The 18,376-nt window shown below is 63.7% G+C and carries 17 protein-coding genes; 9 read left to right on the top strand and 8 right to left on the bottom strand.

Translation table 11 applies throughout. From position 1 onward, the window contains the following. The first annotated feature begins 63 nt into the window (after positions 1 to 63). The 3 genes from V3314_RS23085 to V3314_RS23075 all read left to right on the top strand — a co-directional run bounded on the left by V3314_RS23085 (position 64) and on the right by V3314_RS23075 (position 3,488). Positions 64 to 957, top strand: coding sequence for a LysR family transcriptional regulator (locus V3314_RS23085; protein ID WP_046614662.1), 894 nt, complete (start codon positions 64 to 66; stop codon positions 955 to 957). A gap of 140 nt (positions 958 to 1,097) precedes the next feature. After that, the gene (locus tag V3314_RS23080) at positions 1,098 to 2,663 is read left to right on the top strand and encodes a PAS domain-containing methyl-accepting chemotaxis protein (protein WP_046614661.1); all 1,566 of its coding nucleotides are present in this window, start codon (positions 1,098 to 1,100) and stop codon (positions 2,661 to 2,663) included. 225 nt (positions 2,664 to 2,888) lie between these two features. Next, entirely contained in the window at positions 2,889 to 3,488 is a 600-nt protein-coding gene (locus V3314_RS23075; RefSeq protein WP_046614660.1) for a DTW domain-containing protein, read from the top strand. Positions 3,489 to 3,529: 41 nt separating this feature from the next. On the opposite strand, the gene V3314_RS23070 is transcribed toward V3314_RS23075, so the two are convergent. The 3 genes from V3314_RS23070 to V3314_RS23060 all read right to left on the bottom strand — a co-directional run bounded on the left by V3314_RS23070 (position 3,530) and on the right by V3314_RS23060 (position 6,160). Continuing rightward, a complete protein-coding gene (locus V3314_RS23070) occupies positions 3,530 to 4,888 on the bottom strand; it encodes a TolC family outer membrane protein (protein ID WP_046614659.1) in 1,359 nt (452 codons plus the stop codon). Between the two features lie 311 nt (positions 4,889 to 5,199). Further along, positions 5,200 to 5,619 (bottom strand): YbaN family protein, encoded by a 420-nt coding sequence (locus V3314_RS23065; protein WP_161797623.1) that lies wholly within the window; start codon positions 5,617 to 5,619, stop codon positions 5,200 to 5,202. Further along, entirely contained in the window at positions 5,573 to 6,160 is a 588-nt protein-coding gene (locus tag V3314_RS23060) for a YecA family protein (protein ID WP_025340148.1), read from the bottom strand. Before V3314_RS23060 ends, V3314_RS23065 begins: the two co-directional genes overlap by 47 nt. Positions 6,161 to 6,406: 246 nt before the next feature. Between V3314_RS23060 and recQ the strand changes: the two genes are divergently transcribed. Beyond that, a complete protein-coding gene (gene recQ / locus V3314_RS23055; protein WP_046614657.1) occupies positions 6,407 to 8,551 on the top strand; it encodes a DNA helicase RecQ in 2,145 nt (714 codons plus the stop codon). 150 nt (positions 8,552 to 8,701) lie between these two features. Beyond that, entirely contained in the window at positions 8,702 to 9,139 is a 438-nt protein-coding gene (locus V3314_RS23050; protein ID WP_046614656.1) for a MarR family transcriptional regulator, read from the top strand. Positions 9,140 to 9,244: 105 nt separating this feature from the next. Here V3314_RS23050 and V3314_RS23045 read toward each other — a convergent pair whose 3' ends face one another. Next, complete coding sequence (locus V3314_RS23045) at positions 9,245 to 11,431, bottom strand: patatin-like phospholipase family protein (protein ID WP_046614655.1); 2,187 nt, start codon at positions 11,429 to 11,431, stop codon at positions 9,245 to 9,247. A 67-nt stretch (positions 11,432 to 11,498) separates the two neighbouring features. On the opposite strand from V3314_RS23045, the gene V3314_RS23040 reads away from it, so the two are divergent. Then, positions 11,499 to 11,780, top strand: coding sequence for a SelT/SelW/SelH family protein (locus tag V3314_RS23040; RefSeq protein ID WP_003259082.1), 282 nt, complete (start codon positions 11,499 to 11,501; stop codon positions 11,778 to 11,780). A 1-nt stretch (position 11,781) separates the two neighbouring features. Here the strand turns inward: V3314_RS23040 and V3314_RS23035 are convergent, their stop codons facing one another. Both V3314_RS23035 and V3314_RS23030 read right to left on the bottom strand, forming a co-directional pair. Next, entirely contained in the window at positions 11,782 to 12,672 is an 891-nt protein-coding gene (locus V3314_RS23035) for a DMT family transporter (protein WP_108481266.1), read from the bottom strand. 184 nt (positions 12,673 to 12,856) lie between these two features. Then, on the bottom strand, positions 12,857 to 13,624 hold the full coding sequence (locus V3314_RS23030) for an AraC family transcriptional regulator (protein ID WP_046614651.1): 768 nt from the start codon (positions 13,622 to 13,624) through the stop codon (positions 12,857 to 12,859). A gap of 131 nt (positions 13,625 to 13,755) precedes the next feature. Between V3314_RS23030 and V3314_RS23025 the strand changes: the two genes are divergently transcribed. Continuing rightward, positions 13,756 to 14,568, top strand: coding sequence for a UDP-2,3-diacylglucosamine diphosphatase (locus V3314_RS23025; protein WP_046614650.1), 813 nt, complete (start codon positions 13,756 to 13,758; stop codon positions 14,566 to 14,568). Positions 14,569 to 14,711: 143 nt separating this feature from the next. Here V3314_RS23025 and V3314_RS23020 read toward each other — a convergent pair whose 3' ends face one another. Next, positions 14,712 to 15,023, bottom strand: a complete 312-nt coding sequence (locus V3314_RS23020; protein ID WP_046614649.1) for a DUF962 domain-containing protein — start codon at positions 15,021 to 15,023, stop codon at positions 14,712 to 14,714. A gap of 153 nt (positions 15,024 to 15,176) precedes the next feature. On the opposite strand from V3314_RS23020, the gene V3314_RS23015 reads away from it, so the two are divergent. Continuing rightward, on the top strand, positions 15,177 to 16,238 hold the full coding sequence (locus V3314_RS23015) for an AraC family transcriptional regulator (RefSeq protein ID WP_108481263.1): 1,062 nt from the start codon (positions 15,177 to 15,179) through the stop codon (positions 16,236 to 16,238). Here the strand turns inward: V3314_RS23015 and V3314_RS23010 are convergent. Further along, positions 16,195 to 17,649: a TrkH family potassium uptake protein gene (locus V3314_RS23010; protein WP_046614647.1), complete on the bottom strand. Its 1,455-nt coding sequence runs from the start codon at positions 17,647 to 17,649 to the stop codon at positions 16,195 to 16,197. The genes V3314_RS23015 and V3314_RS23010 overlap by 44 nt on opposite strands. 102 nt (positions 17,650 to 17,751) lie before the next feature. On the opposite strand from V3314_RS23010, the gene V3314_RS23005 reads away from it, so the two are divergent. Next, on the top strand, positions 17,752 to 18,309 hold the full coding sequence (locus V3314_RS23005; RefSeq protein ID WP_046614646.1) for a nitroreductase family protein: 558 nt from the start codon (positions 17,752 to 17,754) through the stop codon (positions 18,307 to 18,309). Positions 18,310 to 18,376: the final 67 nt, after the last annotated feature.

Here is an 18,376-nt window from a genome sequence, read left to right as displayed (position 1 = left end):
TCTGAACTAAAGGCGGCAGAGCGGTTAGACTGCGCGCAAATACCCTTGCGGAACCGTTGCACCATGGCCTCGACCTTGCCTGACCTGAAACTGCTGCGCATCTTTGTCAGCGTTGTGCGCCACCAGGGCTTTGCCAATGCCCAGCGCGACCTCAACCTGTCGACTTCGGCCATCAGCACCTACATGAGCCAGCTGGAAGGCGCCCTGGGGATCGTGCTGTGCCACCGCGGCCGTGGCGGGTTCAGCCTGACCAGCAAGGGCGAGCTGTTCCATCAGGAAACCCTGCGTCTGCTGGCCGAGCTGGACGGTTTCGAGCAGTACGCCGCTGCCCTCAAGGGCGAGTTGCGCGGCACGCTCAATCTGGGGGTGATCGACTCCACGGTAGGTGATCGGGCCTTGCCGCTGGCCGAAGCCATCGGCGCCTATAGCCAGGAACACCCGGCGGTGCATCTGCACTTGTCGGTGTCCAGCCCTTACGAGCTGCAACTGGGCGTGCAGGACAACCGCCTGGACTTGGCGATCGGGGCGTTTTCCTCGCGCATGAGCGGGCTGCTCTACCAGCCGCTGTACCGTGAGCAGCACTGGCTTTACTGCAGCAGCCGCCACCCCTTGTATGCCGAACGGCGCATCCCCGAGCAGGTGGTGACCCAGCAGCGCATGGTCGGGCGTGGCTACTGGAGCCAGGCCGAACTGGCCCGGCATGGCTTCAAGCACAGCGCGGCGACGGTGGAGAGCATGGAGGCGCAGTTGATCCTGATTCTCTCCGGGGCCTACATCGGCTACCTGCCCGAGCACTATGCCCAAGCCTGGGTCGACAAGGGCGACCTGCGCGTGCTGTCGCCGTCCACTTTCGGCTATCAGGCACCGTTTTCGCTGATCATTCGCCGCGGTCGCAGCCGCGAACCGCTGATCCAGACCTTCCGCGACCTGCTGAAAAGCCAGCTCAACGTGGGCTGAAGCGCGGTACATGCTGTATTTCGTCGGCGCCCGTCAAATTTGTTGGTGCCGCTGACCGACAACATAATGGCGTCCTGCTATATATCAAATCAGCGTGTGCTGCTGTCTACCTCCCTTTCATCCTGCAAGGATTGCCCAAGATGCGCATGAATTTGCCCGTCACTGAGCACGAAAGAACCTTTCCCAACGATCAACGCCTGATTTCCACCACCGATCTCAACAGCCGCATCACCTATTGCAACGACGCTTTCGTGGCGATCAGCGGGTTCACCTATGACGAGCTGGTCGGCCAACCCCACAACCTGGTGCGCCATCCGGACATGCCGCCGGCCGTGTTCGGCCACATGTGGGAAACCATCAAGCAAGGCAAACCGTGGATGGGCGTAGTCAAGAACCGAGCAAAGAACGGCGATTACTATTGGGTCAGCGCCTATGTCACGGCCGTCTACGAACAGGGCCGCATCAGTGGCTACGAGTCGGTGCGCTCGGTGCCCACCCGCGAGCAGATCCGCCGCGCCGAGGTGTTGTACGCGCGCTTGCGGGCCGGCCGCGCGCCGGTGCCGTGGGCGGCCCGGTTGGGGCATGGCCTGGGCCATGGTTGGCCATTGATCGGTGCGGGCCTGCTGTCGGCGGCGGCCTACCTGTGGCTACCGCCTTATGCGGCGCTCGGGGTGCTGATGGCCAGCCTGCTGCTGGCCTGGTATCTGGTCGAGCACCGGCAGAACCAGGCCATCCGCCGCACGCTGGCCGAGCATCCCAAGGCCTTCACCAGCCCGCTGGTGGCACTGACCTACAGCGATAACCCAGGCCTGCAAGGCCAGTTGGACCTTGCCATCATCAGCGAGGAAGCACGCCTGCAAACGGCCTTGACCCGCCTGGTGGATGCCGGGGTCGGGGTGAAGTCTCGGGCGGCGCAGTCGTCCGACTTGTCCGGTGCCCAGGCACAGATGCTCGATCGCCAGCGCAACGAGACCGACCAGTCCGCCGCCGCGATCGCGCAGATGGCGGCGACCATCCAGCAGGTTACCCATAACGTGCAGAGCACGGCGCACGCAGCGGGCGATGCCGACCAGCTGGCGCAACAGGGTAGCGAACTGGCGATGCAGAGCCTGCAAGCCATGGGCAGCATGAGCAATGCGGTCAGCGACATCGGCCAGGCCGTCAATGCCCTGGCCGAGCAGACCCAGTCGATCGGCAGCGTGGTCGATGTGATTACCTCGATCGCCGAGCAGACCAACCTGCTGGCGCTCAACGCGGCCATCGAGGCGGCGCGTGCCGGCGAACAGGGGCGCGGGTTTGCCGTGGTGGCGGATGAGGTGCGTTCGCTGGCCCAGCGCACCCGTGCCTCGACCGAAGAGATTCATCAGATCATCGCCTCGTTGCGCGCCGGGGCAGAGCGTGCGGTCAGCACCGCCAGCCGCGGCGAGCAGATCTCGCGGGACAGCGTGCACAGTGTCGAGGCGGTGCAGGCAGCGTTGAGCGGGATTGCCCAGGCGGTCAGCCGTATCACCGGCATGAGCCAGCAGATGGCGACGGCGTCGGAGCAGCAGAGCCATGTGGCCGAGGACATCAACCAGCAGATCGTGCGGATAGCCCACCTGTGTGACCAGAGTGCCGGGCAGGCCAGGCAGGGCGCGGAAATCAGTCAGGACCTGGAGCGCATGGCGGAGTACCTGCATAGCCTGGCGGAGCGGTTCAATCGTTGAGATCGCCGGGGCCGCCTTGCGGCCCTTTCGCCGGCAAGCCAGCTCCCACAGGTATTGCACAAGGCTCAGGTCTGTGGTGATCCTGTTTTCGCTGGCAAGCCAGCTCCCACAGGTATTGCACAAGGCCCAGGCCTGTGGTGATCCTGTGGGAGCTGGCTTGCCGGCGAAAGGCCCGCAAAGCGGGCCCCGGTTCTGTGGCAAACTGTTCCCGCCAAGGAGAACCCCATGCCCAGACCCCGCTGCGAGCGCTGTCAGCGCCCGCTCGACCATTGCCTCTGCCCACTGATTCCCGCGCTCGACAGCCGCACCCGCGTCATCCTGCTGCAGCACCCCAGTGAAACTGCCCATGCCCTTAATACCGCCCGCCTGGCCGCCCTTGGCCTGAACAACGCCGAGTTGCGGGTAGGTGAGGTATTCGATGACCTCAACGAATTGCTGGCGACCCCCGGTTACCGGCCAGCCCTGCTGTTCCCGGGTGACGACGCGCAGGAGTTGGTGGCCTATGGAGAAACGGAAGTCCAACCATTGCTGTTGATCGTGCCTGACGGCACTTGGCGCAAGGCGCGCAAACTGCTGTACCTGAACCCATTGCTGGAGGCGTTGCCGCGGGTGACGCTGGGGGCTGTCGCGCCTTCACGCTACCGCTTGCGCAAGGCGCCGGAGGCGGGTGCGTTATCGACTATCGAGGCGGTGGTGGGAGCGCTGAACGCGTTGGAGCAGCCTGCCTGTTTCGATGCGCTGCTGGCACCGTTCGAGGCGTTGATCGAGAGGCAGATCAGGGCCATGGGTTTGGAGACGTTCCAGCGTAACCATGGTAGCGAGTGAGGGCAGGGGCCGCAAAGCGGCCCCGGTTATCTCGAACCCGATCAACGCATATCAGGCAAACGCGCCTCGGTGCGTACTTCGGTGGTAGCCAACGCTTCCGGCGGCAGCGAAATACGCTGCTTGCTCAGCAGCTCGCCCATGGTTGCCAGCACGCGGTAGCGCGAGAACTCCTCTGTATAACGCACCTCGGTGTAGCGGCGATCGGCGTTGTACAGCTCGTTTTCACTGTCGAGCACGTCGAGCAGGGTACGTTGGCCCAGGCCGAACTGGTCCTGGTAGGCGGCACGCACGCGCTTGGTGGTCTCGGCGTATTCACGCGCAGTCGGTAGCTGCTTGCTGGCGTTGTTCATGGCGTTCCACGCCAGGCTCAGGTTTTCGGTCAGTTCACGCAGGGCGTTGTTGCGGATGTCCAGGGCCTGATTGACCTTGTGCGCGTCGGAGTTCAGGCGAGCTTTGTCACTGCCGCCGCGGAACAGGTTGTAGTTCATTTCGACGCCGGCTTGCCAGTCGTTGTTGTTATGACCTTTCTCGCCGCCGGTGTTGTTGTTGGCACCTGTGGCCAGAATGGCATCGAAGCGAGGATAGAAGGTGGACTTGGCCACTTCGTACTGCTTCTCGGCGGCATTCACATCGGCCTGGGCCGACTTGATATAAGGGTTGTTCTGGCGCATGCCTTCACGCGCCTGTTCGAGGTCGGCCGGCATTTCCACCTTGATCGACTGCGGACTTTCCAGCTCGTCCGGCATGCGGCCGACGACGCTGAAGAAGTTGGCCTCGGCATCGGCCAGGTCGACTTCGGCGGTGTCCAGGTTGTTTTCTGCCAGGGCGCGACGTGCGCGGGACTGGTCAAGGTCGGCGGTGCTGCCGACGCCGCGCTCGTTGCGCAGGCCGATCTGGTCGTTGACTCGCAGGTGGGCTTGCAGGTTGTTCCTGGCCAGGGTCACCAGTTCACGGCGCTTGAGCACTTCCAGGTACACCTCGACTGCACGCAGGGCGACATCCTGGGCAACGGCCTGGGTGTAGTAGGCGCGGGAAGTGGAGACCGCTTCGGTGCGGCCCACTTCATTCGAGGTGTTGAAGCCGTCGAAGATCATCTGCCGCAGGCGCAGCTCGGACTGGGTGTAGTTGAGGGTTTCCTTGTTGTGGTTGCCCTCGGCACGAGTCGAGGTGTTGTCCGAACGCTGGCGGCCATAGCCGGCAACCAGATCCACGGAAGGGTAGTAGCCACCACGCGCGAACTTCACATCCTCATCGGCCGACAGCTTGCTGTTGCGGTTGGAGCTGACCTGTGGGTGGTAGTCCACGGCGCTCTGGACAGCCTCGGTGATCGACATCGCCTGTACGTTGGCACTCGCCAGGGCCAACAGTAATGCACTGGTGATGGGGTTCAAAACGCGCATGGTACATCTCCCTGATCCTGAAATTGATCCTGCTGCTCGCCAAAAAAATGACGATAAAGTTATTGCATATAGTGTTGCAGGTTTTTAATAACACAGCTAAGTACATTCAACGCGATATATAAGAAGATTTGTTCATATCAAATCGCCATATAATATATAAATTGTCTAATTGGCTAACAGCAGTAATCAGGAAATGGCAGCGGAAAAATCCATGAAAGCCAATGAATACGCGGGCCCCAAGGAGTTCCAGAATCATTCCGGATAAGGAGAATGGCGGTTAGGCAAAATTGATATTTGGCGACAGAATATTGTCACTTTGGCTTGTGAAGGGTTTTCTGGCTGAGGATGTACAGGCTTACCAGGACGGCGCTGATCAGCATGAAGGTGCGCGCCCAGAACAGGGGCACCAGATAGCAGGACAGGCCGATGCTGGCCCACATTAGGCCGATGGCGTAGACCTTGCCCTTGAGGGGGATGCCTTCACCACTTAGGTAGTCACGGATCCATGGCCCGAGCTTCGGGTGATGGACCAGCCAGTGATGAAAGCGCGGCGAGCTGCGGGCAAAGCAGGCGGCCGCCAATAGCAGGAACGGGGTGGTGGGCAATACCGGCAGGAATATCCCCAACACCCCCAATGCAACGCTGAGCCAGCCAATGGCCAGCAGCAGGTAGCGCACAGGCGACTTAGTGGTGGCGTGGCTTGAGCAGTGCCGGCTTTTCGTCAGGGGCATGCAGCAGCAGGAACAGCGCTGTCAGCGCTTCGGGGATCTGTACGATCATGTCGTCCTGCAAGTTGGCGTTGCTGGCAATGTCGGCGAATTCCGGCTGCTCGTCGAACAGGCCCGAGCCGACCATGATCGGCAGCAGCATTTCGCTGACTTCTTCCTCGGCGTTCTCGAACCAGGCCTCTTCACGCAGGAATACGCCTTCCATGAAGCCGATGCACCAGCCGCGCAGGTCGGAATCGTCCGGCTCGTCGGTCAGGTCGAGGTCGCATGGCAGCTCGAACTCGTCGTCGCTGGCCAGCTGGCGGGCGATGTGCGCTTTCAGCGCCACCAGGGTAGCCTCGATCTCGGTGCGCTGAGCGTCGCTGGCGTAGTGCGGCTCCTCAGCGAACAGGGCATCGATCCACTCGCGCTCGGGCACTTCCTCGGCATTGATCGAAAGGGCGGTGAGGTAGCCGTGGGCGGCGACATAGTCCAGCGCTTCCTCGTGCAGCTCGTCGGCGTCGAGGAAGGCTTGCAGGCGGGTCAGTTGCTCGGCGAAGGACATTACAGGGCTACCTTGGGGAATAAACGATAACGAATTCTAGCACCTTGCGACGGCAGCGGGGCAAAGGGAACGTCTATTGCCGTGGTGCCCTGCGCGAGGCAGTGCTGCGGTATACTCCGCGATTTTTCATCCAGGGGCAGGTATTACTGGCTGCCTGGCAAAAACCGCTTACGCATTCGGCGTGTGCGGGGCGGGTTTTTCGTCCAGCCTGTATCCGGGATGGTACGGCGATTTGTGGAGTTGCACATGCTCGAACAGGCTCAGCGCGTTCTCAAGGACGTCTTCGGCTACGACAGTTTCCGCGGGCGCCAGGCAGCGATCATCGACTGCGTGGCCAATGGCGGCGATGCCTTGGTTCTGATGCCCACCGGCGGCGGCAAGTCGTTGTGTTTCCAGGTGCCGGGGTTGCTGCGCCCGGGCCTGACGGTGGTGGTTTCGCCATTGATCGCGCTGATGGACGACCAGGTCGCCACGCTCGACGAACTGGGGGTGCCGGCCGCCGCGCTGAACTCCACGCTGACCCCGGAACAGCAGCGTGACCTGGCCGGGCGCCTGCGCCGTGGCGAAGTGAAGATGCTGTACCTGGCACCGGAGCGCCTGGTGCAGCCGCGCATGCTCGACTTCCTGCGTGACCTGGATATCTCGCTGTTCGCCATCGACGAGGCCCACTGCGTGTCGCAATGGGGCCACGATTTCCGTCCCGAATACCTGCAACTGGGCCAGTTGGCCGAGCTGTTCCCGCATGTTCCGCGCATCGCGCTGACCGCCACCGCCGACATGCGCACCCGCGAAGAGATCGTCCAGCGCCTGCACCTGCAGGGCGCCGAGCGCTTCCTGTCGAGTTTCGACCGGCCCAATATCTTCTACCGCATCGTACCCAAGGAGGCGCCACGCAAGCAGCTGATGGCCTTCCTCGGCGAGCGCCGCGGCAACGCCGGCATCGTCTATTGCCTGTCACGCAAGAAGGTTGACGAAACCGCCGCCTTCCTCTGTGACCAGGGTTTCCCGGCGCTGCCGTATCACGCCGGCCTGGCTGCCGAGACGCGTGCGGCCAACCAGCACCGCTTCCTCAACGAGGAAGGGCTGATCATGGTCGCCACCATCGCCTTCGGCATGGGTATCGACAAGCCCAACGTGCGCTTTGTCGCCCACCTTGACCTGCCCAAGTCGCTAGAGGCGTATTACCAGGAGACCGGCCGTGCCGGCCGCGACGGGCTGCCGTCCGATGCCTGGATGGCCTACGGGCTGCAGGACATGGTGATGCTCAAGCAGATGCTGCAGAACTCTGAAGGTGACGAGCGTCACAAGCGCATCGAACAGCACAAGCTCGACGCCATGCTGGCCCTGTGCGAAGAGACACGCTGCCGCCGTCAGTCGCTGCTGGCCTATTTCGACGAAATCCTCGAGCAACCCTGCGGGCACTGTGACAACTGTGTCGACCAGGTGCAGACCTGGGACGCCACCGAGCCGGCCCGCCAGGCGCTGTCGGCGGTGTTCCGCACCGGCCAGCGCTATGGTGTCGGTCACCTGGTCGATGTGCTTCTGGGCAAGGACACCGAGAAGGTGCGCAATTTCGGCCATGAGAAACTCTCGGTGTTTGGCGTCGGCAAGGGGCTGGCCGAAGTCGAGTGGCGTTCGCTGTTCCGTCAGTTGGTGGCGCGCGGCCTGGTCGACATCGACCTGGAAGGCTACGGCGGCCTGCGCCTGTCCGACAGCTGCCGGCCGCTGCTGCGTGGCGAGGTGACCTTGCAGCTGCGCCGTGACCTCAAGCCGCAGACCACCGCCAGAACGTCGTCCAGTGGCGGCAGCCCGGCCAGCCAGCTGGTGCGTGCCGAAGAGCGCGAACTGTGGGAAGCACTGCGTACCCTGCGCCGCAAGCTGGCCGAGGAGCACAGTGTGCCGCCCTACGTCATCTTCCCCGACTCGACGCTGCTGGAGATGTTGCGCAGCCAGCCGGTCAGCCTCAGCGACATGGCCCAGGTCAGCGGCGTGGGCGCGCGCAAGCTGGAGCGCTATGGCCAGGCCTTCCTCGAGGTGCTGAACAACAGCGGCGGCACCGAAGAAGCACCGAAAGTGGTGCTCGACCTGCGTCACGAACTGGTCAGCCTTGCCCGCGCCGGCATGACCCCGGCACAGATCGCCGGGCAGCTCAACTGCAGCGAGAAGAACGTCTACAGCCTGTTGGCCGAGGCGCTGGGCCGACAGGAACTGAGCTTGGAACAAGCCTTGGACCTGCCGGAAGACCTGTTGATGGAAGTGCAGGATGCCTTCCTCGATGGCGAGGGCGAGCTGCCAGCGGTGTCGGTGATAGCGCCGCAGTTCGGGGGGCGGGTGCCAGAGGGCGTGCTTTACTGCGTGCGTGCAGCACTGGCGGCAGAGTTCGAACTGTGAGTGGTGACAGGGTCGAAGGCAGAACTGCCAACTGCTGACCTTGGTCATGTTTTTTGACGATTATCGAGCATTCCAGAGGGCCCGAGCCTTGCCTCGTGGGACGGGCCATGGTTAGCTGCCTAATAATTAGATCTGTTCAATGAGTTGCTTATGCCCCTGACCGACAACCAACACCGCTTCGGCATGCAGCTGGCCCAGATGTCCCGAGGTTGGCGTGCCGAGTTGGACCGCCGCCTGGCCGGGCTCAACCTGTCCCAGGCGCGCTGGCTGGTGTTGCTGCACCTGGCCCGTTTCGAAGATGCCCCGACCCAGCGTGAGCTGGCCCAGAGCGTGGGCGTAGAAGGCCCGACCTTGGCGCGCCTGCTCGACAGCCTGGAGGCGCAGGGGCTGGTACGCCGGCAGGCGGTACTGGAAGACCGGCGGGCGAAGAAAATTGTGCTGTGCCCGCCGGCCAAGCCGCTGATCGACCAGATCGAGACCATTGCCAATCAACTGCGGGTTGAACTGTTCACCGGCGTGGACGAGGCGGAGCTGCAGGTGTGCATGCGGGTGCATGCCAAGATCCTGGCCAACCTGGAGAAGTCCTGAGAGGGCCTGTGAGAGCGGGTTTACCCGCGAACAATGCAACGGGGTGCATGGCACCGGCTTCGTCGGTGTTCGCGGCTAAAGCCCCTCCCACAATGTGTCCGGCACCTAGAAGGTATGCCCCAGGTTCAGGTATACCGCCTGCTCATGTGCACTGTTGGCACCATAAGTGAAGTTCAACGGCCCCAGCGGCGTCTCCAGCCCCAGGAAGATGCTCGCCGCGTTGATGTACCCGCTGTCGAACTCGTTGTCGTTGTTCCACGCACGCCCTCGCTCCAGCGACCCGCCGATGTACAGCGGGAAGTCCAGCGGCACGTAGGCCCTTGGCGTCAGGCGGCGGTAGTACACCATGCGCATCAGGCTCACGTTCTGCCCCGACACCGAGTCCTGACGGAAGCCTGACAGCTCCCGCGCGCCACCCAGCACGAAGCTCGACGTCACCACTTCGGTATCATCCAGCGTGCGCCCGTAGCGCCCGCCCAGCACGAAGGTGTTCGGCCCGCTGCTGATAGCCTTGTCCAGGTTGAACATCCACTGCCGGTAATCCTGGTCGGAATCCAGCGACTGGTCATATTTGCGCAAGGTCAGGCCGATATCCTCGCCGCGGTGCGGGAAGTACACATTGTCGAGGGTGTCGAACGAATACTTCAGTTCGTAGAAACCTTCGTTGAAACTGACCTTGGGCAGGTCCTGGTCGCCGATGCGCACCTCGGCTTCGCCCCAGGCCTTGCCCACGCCCAGGCGCACCTCACCACTGTTGCCGATCTGCCGCCCCACGTTCAGACCAAAACCGTATCGCTCCAGGCGGTACTCAGCCACCGGGTCGTTGTCCAGGGTGGCTTCGATGTTCTGCGAACCGAAGTCCAGGTATGGCGCGATGAAATAGCGCGAACCCACGTCCAGCGGCTGGTAGAACTCGCTGTAGAGCTCTTGCTGGTCGCCGATCTGGCCACGGGTCAGCCATTCGGCGCCGAGGCTGTTGATGCCGTTGACCCGGTAGCTGGCGCCCAGGTTGAAGGCGCTGTCGCCGCGCAGGTCGTCCGACAGGTTCAGGCCCAGACGCAGGTAGTCGGTGCCACCGCGTCGGCCACGGGCGTTGATCACCAAAGTGTTGTCGTCGCCCTTGTGCACCACGCGGTACTGCACCCGGTCGAAGTAGTCCAGGCCGTACAGCGTGCCCATGTCGGTCTGCAGGCGGCCGAGCTCCAGCGGTGCGTCGATGGGTTGGCGAATGTACGAGCGGATGACCTCGTCGCTGACCTTGGAGTCGTTCTCGATCCTGATCGCGGTGATCGTCGGCGTGCGCTGGCGCGGCGAACGGGCCACCGCCAGGCTGCTGTCACCTTCGGGCTGACGCAGGGCGGCAAGGCGCGGGTCGAGCAGGCGGGTGGCGCGGTAGCCAGCCTCGATCATTTCCCGGGCGCGGCCAAAATCGGTAACGCCAAAGGCAGTCAGCGGTGGCTGGATGAGGATGTCGTCGCGGTGCAGGCTGGCCAGTTGTTCTTCCGAGTTGCGGCGGGTCATCAAAGTGATCGACTGGTTGAGCACGTCGACCACGGTGGCCAGCTGCTTGCGGTCACGCAGCGGCGTGCCGATGTCGACCACGATGGCCAGGTCCACCCCCATTTCGCGGGCGACGTCCACCGGGATGTTGTCGACCATGCCGCCGTCCACCAACAGCCGGCCGTCCAGCTCGACCGGGGCGAACACCGCCGGGATCGACATGCTGGCGCGGATCACCTGCGGCAGGTGGCCGCGGCGGAACACCACCTTTTCGCCACTGGCGATGTCGGTGGCCACGGCGCGGAACGGGATAGGCAGCTTGTCGAAGTCGCGGGTGTCGGCGGTGTGCGCCAGCTTGCTTTCCAGCAACAGCGCCAGGTTCTGGCCCTGGATCACCCCCAGCGGCAGGCCCAGGCTGCCGTCGTCGCGAAAGCTGAGCTTCTGCTTGACCAGGAAGTCGCGATCATCCTGCTTGCGTCGGAACGGCACGTCCTTGCGCGGTGGGGCGTCGGACAGCGCCTGCTGCCAATCGAGGGTGGTGGCGAGCTTTTCCAGCTCCTCGACACTGTAGCCAGAGGCATACAGGCCGCCGACCACCGCCCCCATGCTGGTGCCGGCGATGGCGTCGATGCGCACGCCCTGTTCCTCCAGGGCCTTGAGCACACCGATGTGGGCCAGGCCGCGGGCCGCGCCCCCCGACAGCACCAGGCCAACCTTGGGCCTGGCCGGTTCAGCGGCGAATACCGTCAGGGTGGTGAGGGCAAGCAGGAAACAGAACAGCAAACGGCGCATCGTGAGTCTCAAACCGTGGGCTAAAGACCGCTAGTATAAGCGGCCCCTCACCTGGAGATGCGTCACCATGGCCGACAGCAAACCGGAAATCGTCATCACGTATTGCACACAGTGCCAATGGCTGCTGCGTGCCGCCTGGCTGGCCCAGGAGCTACTCAGCACATTTGCCGACGACCTTGGCCGAGTGGCCCTGGAGCCCGGCACCGGCGGTATCTTCCGCATTACCTGCAATGGCGTGCAGATCTGGGAGCGCAAGGCCGACGGTGGCTTCCCCGAGGCCAAGGTGCTGAAGCAGCGGGTGCGCGACCAGATCGACCCGCAGCGTGACCTGGGCCATAACGACCGCTGAATCAGGCGCCCTCGGCCAATGGTCGCTGCCTGGGCGGTTGTTCGGCCGCCAGGCGGCTGGACAGCACGATGGCGAAGATGATCAGTGCGCCGCCCAGCAGCATGCGCAGTGTCGGAGTTTCGGCGAACACCACCCAGGCCACGGCGATGCCGTAGACCGGTTCCATGCCGAACACCACGGCGGCGGTGCGCGCCTTGATCACCGACAGGCTGGCGACGAACAGGCTGTGCGCCACGCCGGTGCAGAAGATGCCGAGCAAGGCGATCCACAGCCAGTCCATGGTGGCTACGCCGGCCAGGTCCGGCGCCGCGAACGGCAGCAGGCACAAGCCCACCACCAGATTCTGCCAGAGCGCCGCCTGCACCGCGGGCAGGCGGCCGGAACCGGCGCGGTTGGTGAGTGACAACAGGGAGAACAGCAGCCCCGACAGCAATGACCAGAGCAAACCACCGGTGGCTTCACTGGCCAGGTCGAATGCCGGTGTGACCAGTACCAGGCCGATGCTTACCAGCAACACCAGCAAAGCCTCGTTGCGGCGGATGCGTTCGCGGAACAGCAGGCCTTCGAGGATCACGGTAAAGGCCGGGAAGCTGGCGAAGCCGAGGGTGGCGATGGCCACGCCGGCGACCTTTACCGCGATGAAGAAACTGACCCAGTGCCCGGCCAGCAGCACGCCGCCGAGCAGCAGGCGGCGGGCGTCCTGGCCGTTCAGGCGTTGCCAGCCCGGCCCGGCCAGGCTGGCGAACAGGGCCAGGGCGAGCACGGCGAAGGCGGCGCGGCCGAAGACGATTATCGCCGGGCTGGCGCTGGTAGCCAGTTTGCCGAAGACGCCGGTGAGGCCGAAGAACAGCGCGCCGATGTGCAGGGCCCCGAGGGCGGTGCGGTGGTTCATGGGTGGTCCTTGCTCAAGATCTCTACTGACAGTACTGGCCTCTTCGCGGGCACGCCCGCTCCCACAGGTATTGCACAAGTCTCGAAAGCAGTGAGGTACCTGTGGGAGCGGGCGTGCCCGCGAAAGGGCCGGTACAGGCTCAGTGTATAGGCTCAGGAGAACGCATTCTGTCGCAAGACTGCTGTCAGTTGTCGCCAGACTCTCGCCGCAATGCCAACGGCGTACACCCGAACGCCCGCAACATCGCCGCCGAAAACGCACTCTGCGAGCTGTACCCCACCTGCGCCGCAATCTCCCCCATCGGCAGCAAGGTCTGCACCACCAGGCGCCGCGCCTTGAGCAAGCGCCGCTGGCGAATGTAGTCCATCGGCGTCATCCCGCATTCCGCCGTAAAGCGAGCATGCAGGCGGGCACTGGACAACCCGGCGATGCGCGCCAGGTCAGCCACTTGCAGCGGGTAGGCGGCATGCCGCTCGATATGCGCATCGAAGGCGGCATAGGGCAGGCGCTGGCTGGCTGCGACGCTGGCTGCCACCGTGGGGTTGAGGCTGGCCAGCAGCAGCGCTGCCCCTTGCCGGGCAATCAGCGGGTCGTGCATGGGGCTGGTCGCCAGCCAGTCCACCAATTGCTGCTGACGCTCGTCCAGGCCCAGTGCGGCGGGGCGGTCGAGCAGGCGGCGGCTGGCATCGGCATGTTCGCCCAGTTGCTCGCGCAACCAGTGGTCCCCTGGTACATCCAGCACCAGGCAATCGCTGCCGCCATCGCTGGCGCAGGTGTGATGGGCGCCCGCCGGTACCACGATCAGCCCCTGTCGATCGATCCCGGCGCCATGCCCCTGCACCTCGAACTCCAGGCGACCGCGCAGGCCGAACACCAGTTGCGGGTGTTCGTGGCTGTGGGCGATCAGGCTGTCGCGGTAATGGCGCAGCGAGAGGATCGGGCCGGCGGTCATGGGGAGAGTCGTCCTCGCAGGGCAGAACCGCATTGTGCCTCATTCCCTGCAGTCCATCACTCGTAACGGTTTTGCCACCGCGCTGTCATCCGCGGCTGCCAGTCTCCAGCAAACTGCGCCGGAGCCTGCCCATGACCCATGCCGAACTGTCACGTGCCTCGCGCAAGCAACGCGTGCGTACCCTGTGGATTTCCGATGTGCATCTGGGCACCCGCGATTGCCAGGCCGAACACCTGTCGCGGTTCCTGAAAGGCTACCAGGCCGACCGCATCTACCTGGTGGGCGATATCATCGATGGCTGGAAGCTGCGCGGCGGAATCTACTGGCCTCAAGCCCACACCAACGTGATCCGCCGCCTGCTGACCATGAGCAAGCGCGGCACCGAGGTGATCTATGTCACCGGCAACCATGACGAATTCCTGCGCCGATACTCCAAACTGGTCCTCGGCAACATCCAGCTGGTGGACGAAGCCGAGCACCTGACCGCCGATGGCCGCCGCCTGCTGGTGATCCATGGCGACCAGTTCGACGTGATTACCCGTTACCACCGCTGGCTGGCGTTCCTCGGTGACCGTGCCTACGAGTTCACCCTGGTGCTCAACCGCTGGCTCAACCACTGGCGTGCCCGCTATGGATACGGCTATTGGTCACTGTCGGCGTACCTGAAGCACAAGGTCAAAGGCGCGGTGAACTTCATCAGCGACTTCGAGGGTGCCATTGCCCACGAGTGTACCCGCCGCGGTTTTCATGGGGTGGTGTGTGGGCATATCCACCATGCCGAGATTCGCCAGGTAGGGGAGGTGGAGTACCTCAATTGCGGGGATTGGGTGGAGTCGTGCACGGCGCTGATCGAGCATTGGGATGGCACGATCGAGCTTTATCGGCTGGCGGAGGCGCAGGCGCGTGAAGCGCAGGCCGCGGCGGCGATGCGCGAACCGGCGTAGGGTTTGAGAGCCCTGAGGGCTGCGTTGCAGCCCTTTCGCGACACAAGGCCGCTCCTGCAACGACCCGCGTGAACCCGGAATTTACGCGGACCTTGTAGGGGCGGCCTTGCGTCGCGATGGGCCGCAAAGCGGCCCCAAAAAATCTACAGGCTGATCTTGCCCAACAGAATATCCCTGAACATCACGAAATCCCCGAACAGGCTATACAGCGGATGGGTAAAGGTCGCAGGCCGGTTCTTTTCGAAAAAGAAATGCCCGACCCAGGCAAAGCCATAGCCGAACACAGGCAAGGCCAGCAGCAGCAACCATTTGCCACTGCCGATGGTGTAGGCCAGCAGGGCAATCACCAGGCTGGTGCCGACGAAGTGCAGGCGGCGGCAGGTGGGGTTGCTGTGCTCGCCAAGGTAGTAAGGGTAGAACTCGGCAAAACTGCGAAAATGCGCTGTGCGGTTCATGGCAGTGCTCCGGGATTAATACTTCTGGACAAGATGCACGGCGTGGAGCCTGAATCGAGTCTAGAGTGACTGGCGAGGCCTATCAGTGACAATAGGCGCCAATTGAATATCCTTGGGGTTCACCGCAGGAGCGGTCAGCATAAAATGCCTGTCATGAGCGAAAGAACCACGTCAGCCAGCTGGGCATCAGGGATCGTGAAGGCACTCGAACTGGAAGGGCTGGACTGCCGGGCCATGTTCAAGCAGCTGGGGCTGGATTTCGCTGCTCTCGACGACCCCGATGCGCGCTTCCCCCAGGACTCCATGACCCGGCTGTGGCAACTGGCGGTGGAACTGTCGGGCAACGAGGCCATAGGCCTGAACATGGCACGGGTGGTGCGCCCGGCGTCGTTCCATGTGGTGGGCTATGCGTTGATGTCCAGTCGCACCCTGGCCGAAGGCTTCGAGCGCCTGGTGCGTTACCAGCGCATCATCGCCGAGAGCTCCGACCTCAGCTTCGTCCTGGGCCCCGAGGGCTATTCGCTGATCCTGACCGTACACGGCGACCATCTGCCACCGACCCGCCACAGTGCCGAGGCATCGCTGGCCTGCGCACTGGCGCTGTGCAGCTGGCTCAGCGGCCGGCCGGTGCAACCGCGCCGGGTGCTGGTGCAGGGGCCGCAGCCAAAGGACATCGAACCGTACAAGGTGGCGTTCCATGCACCGCTGGTGTTCGGTGCACCGCACGATGCGCTGGTGTTCGAGCGCGCCGACATGGAGGCGCCACTGCCTACCGCCAACGAAGCCATGGCCATCCTGCATGACCGCTTTGCCGGCGAATACCTGGCGCGCTTCTCGGAAAGCCGGGTCACCCACCGCGTGCGCCAGGTACTGTGCCGCATCCTGCCGCAGGGCGAACCCAAGCGCGAAACCCTGGCCCAGGCCCTGCATCTGTCACAGCGCACCTTGCAGAGGCGGTTGCAGGAAGAGGGCACCAGCTTCCAGACCCTGCTCGACGATACCCGCCGTGAACTGGCCGAACAGTACCTGGCGCAGCCAGGCATGACCCTGCTGGAAACCGCCTACCTGCTGGGTTTTGCCGACCCCAGCAATTTCTATCGGGCGTTCCGCCGCTGGTTCCATGCCACGCCTGGTGAATACCGCGCCCGCCTGTGTGCGGAGCCCGAGGTGGTCAGTGACGCCAGAACGCCGGCATGCACAACACTAGCACGGTGATGATTTCCAATCGGCCGAGCAGCATGCCGCTGGCGAGAATCCACTTGGCAGCGTCCGGCAGTGTGGCGTAGTTGCCCGACGGGCCGATCACTTCACCCAGGCCCGGGCCCACGCCCGAGACCGTGCCGGCAGCGCCGGTCAGGGCGGTCATCCAGTCCACGCCAAGCAACGACAGCAGCAGCGCCATGACGCAGATGGTGATGGCGAAGAAGAACGAGAAGGTCAGGATCGAGCGCACGATTTCTTCGTCGAGGCGGTGACCGTTGTACTTCTGCTTGATCACCGCGCGCGGGTGGATCAGCTGGTTGAGGCTGGCCTTCAGCAGGATGTAGGCGACCTGGAAGCGGAAGATCTTGATGCCACCTGCCGTCGAGCCGGAGCAGCCGCCGACGAAACCCAGGTAGAAGAACAGCATGAGCGAGAAGTTGCCCCACAGGCTGTAGTCACCCAGTGCGAAGCCGGTGGTGGTGACCACCGAAGTCACGTTCAGCGCCACGTGGCGCAGGGCGTCGAGCCAGTGCAGGTTGGTGGTGGCCCAGTACCAGGTGCCTAGCACCAGCCAGGTGACCACCAGCATGCCCAGCAAACCCTGCACCTGCTGGTCGCGGATCAGTGCCTTGCGGTTGCCGCGCAGGGTCGCCACGTAAAGGGTGAATGGCAGGCTGCCGAGGATCATCACCACCACCGCGACCCAGTGCACGGCTGGAATATCCCACTTGGCCAACGACTGGTCGGAGGTGGAAAACCCGCCAGTGGAAATCGCCGACATGGCGTGGTTGATCGCATCGAACGGGCTCATGCCTGCCCACCAGAAGCCCAGCGCGCCGAGGATCGAGAAACCGACGTACACCCCAACGATCGACTTGGCGACCATGTGCGAGCGCGGCATGACCTTTTCCGAGCGGTCGGAGGACTCGGTCTGGAACAGGCGCATGCCGCCGATGCGCAGCAGCGGCAGGATCGCGACCGCCATGCCGATGAAGCCGATGCCGCCGAGCCAGTGCAGCATCGAACGCCACATCAGGATGCCCGGTGACATGTTATCCAGCCCGCTGAGCACGGTGGCGCCGGTGGCGGTGATGCCCGACATGCTTTCGAAGAAGGCATCGGTGTAGCTGATGTGCTGGGTCAGCAGGAACGGCAGGGCGGCAAACACGCATACCACCAGCCAGCTGCTGACGGTCAGCAGGTACATGTCGCGCGGGCGCAGGTGCACATGCTCGGGGCGGCCCTGGAGCACCAGGGCCAGGCCGGCTATGAAGGTGATCAGGCTCGACCAGAGGAACGAAGGCATGTCACGGGTGCGTTCGAAGATCACCAGGGTCACCATGGGGACGGCCATGCTGACGGCGAGGGTAATCAGGAAGATGCCGATGATGAAACCAATGATCCTTAAGGTCGGCAACGCCATGTGATCTGCTCTGACTCGAAACGGAAGGGCGCCATTCTACCTATGGGTCTTGTGATGTAAACGCTAGAATGGCGGCACATTTACCTGCCAGGAGGGTAGCCGATGGAGGCTCTCGACGCATTGCTCAACCGTGTTTCCGTGCCACGCCTGACCGACCCGGCGCCCAATGCCGCCCAGCGCGAGGCGCTGTTCCAGGCCGCTCTGCGCGCCCCGGACCACGGCCAGCTGCGGCCTTGGCGCTTCCTCACCATCGAAGGCCAGGGCCGAGAGAAGCTGGGTGAATTGTTCGCCGAAGCGCTGCAGCACAAGGGGGACGCCAGCCAGGCTGCCCTGGACAAGGCCCGCGCCATGCCCCTGCGGGCGCCGTTGCTGATCGTGGTGATTGCCAAGTTGCAGGACCACTTCAAGGTGCCCAAGTCCGAGCAGCGGCTGGCGGCGGGCTGTGCGGCGCACGGCATCCTGATTGCGGCGCATGCCCAAGGTATCGGTGCAGTGTGGCGCACCGGGGACATGGCTTTCGATACCCATGTGCACAAGGGCCTTGGGCTGGCCGCGAACGAGGAGCTGATCGGGTATCTGTATGTGGGTACGCCGCTGACCGAGCCGCGTACGGCGCCTATTCTGGAAACCGCTGGTTTTGTCAGTGCCTGGGGCGAGTAACGCAGCCTTGGGCTGATTGCAGTATCAAGGCATCCGGCCCTTTCGCGGGTAAACCCGCTCCCACAGG

Source organism: Pseudomonas sp. TE3-3-F2023 (genome assembly GCF_036784815.1).
Classification (GTDB): domain Bacteria; phylum Pseudomonadota; class Gammaproteobacteria; order Pseudomonadales; family Pseudomonadaceae; genus Aquipseudomonas; species Aquipseudomonas pudica.
Note: the sequence above shows the minus strand (reverse complement) of the source record. Positions and strands in the feature narration are given on the sequence as shown.

Excerpts from the sequence above, each read along its gene's own strand:
- V3314_RS23015 (WP_108481263.1), top strand. The coding sequence starts at position 15,177 with ATGAGCGAAAGAACCACGTCAGCCAGCTGGGCATCAGGGATCGTGAAG.
- V3314_RS23030 (WP_046614651.1), bottom strand. The coding sequence starts at position 13,624 with ATGACCGCCGGCCCGATCCTCTCGCTGCGCCATTACCGCGACAGCCTG.
- V3314_RS23085 (WP_046614662.1), top strand. The coding sequence starts at position 64 with ATGGCCTCGACCTTGCCTGACCTGAAACTGCTGCGCATCTTTGTCAGC.
- V3314_RS23025 (WP_046614650.1), top strand. The coding sequence starts at position 13,756 with ATGACCCATGCCGAACTGTCACGTGCCTCGCGCAAGCAACGCGTGCGT.
- V3314_RS23040 (WP_003259082.1), top strand. The coding sequence starts at position 11,499 with ATGGCCGACAGCAAACCGGAAATCGTCATCACGTATTGCACACAGTGC.
- V3314_RS23060 (WP_025340148.1), bottom strand. The coding sequence starts at position 6,160 with ATGTCCTTCGCCGAGCAACTGACCCGCCTGCAAGCCTTCCTCGACGCC.
- V3314_RS23070 (WP_046614659.1), bottom strand. The coding sequence starts at position 4,888 with ATGCGCGTTTTGAACCCCATCACCAGTGCATTACTGTTGGCCCTGGCG.
- V3314_RS23080 (WP_046614661.1), top strand. The coding sequence starts at position 1,098 with ATGCGCATGAATTTGCCCGTCACTGAGCACGAAAGAACCTTTCCCAAC.
- recQ (WP_046614657.1), top strand. The coding sequence starts at position 6,407 with ATGCTCGAACAGGCTCAGCGCGTTCTCAAGGACGTCTTCGGCTACGAC.
- V3314_RS23045 (WP_046614655.1), bottom strand. The coding sequence starts at position 11,431 with ATGCGCCGTTTGCTGTTCTGTTTCCTGCTTGCCCTCACCACCCTGACG.
- V3314_RS23035 (WP_108481266.1), bottom strand. The coding sequence starts at position 12,672 with ATGAACCACCGCACCGCCCTCGGGGCCCTGCACATCGGCGCGCTGTTC.
- V3314_RS23010 (WP_046614647.1), bottom strand. The coding sequence starts at position 17,649 with ATGGCGTTGCCGACCTTAAGGATCATTGGTTTCATCATCGGCATCTTC.
- V3314_RS23005 (WP_046614646.1), top strand. The coding sequence starts at position 17,752 with ATGGAGGCTCTCGACGCATTGCTCAACCGTGTTTCCGTGCCACGCCTG.
- V3314_RS23065 (WP_161797623.1), bottom strand. The coding sequence starts at position 5,619 with ATGCCCCTGACGAAAAGCCGGCACTGCTCAAGCCACGCCACCACTAAG.
- V3314_RS23075 (WP_046614660.1), top strand. The coding sequence starts at position 2,889 with ATGCCCAGACCCCGCTGCGAGCGCTGTCAGCGCCCGCTCGACCATTGC.
- V3314_RS23020 (WP_046614649.1), bottom strand. The coding sequence starts at position 15,023 with ATGAACCGCACAGCGCATTTTCGCAGTTTTGCCGAGTTCTACCCTTAC.
- V3314_RS23050 (WP_046614656.1), top strand. The coding sequence starts at position 8,702 with ATGCCCCTGACCGACAACCAACACCGCTTCGGCATGCAGCTGGCCCAG.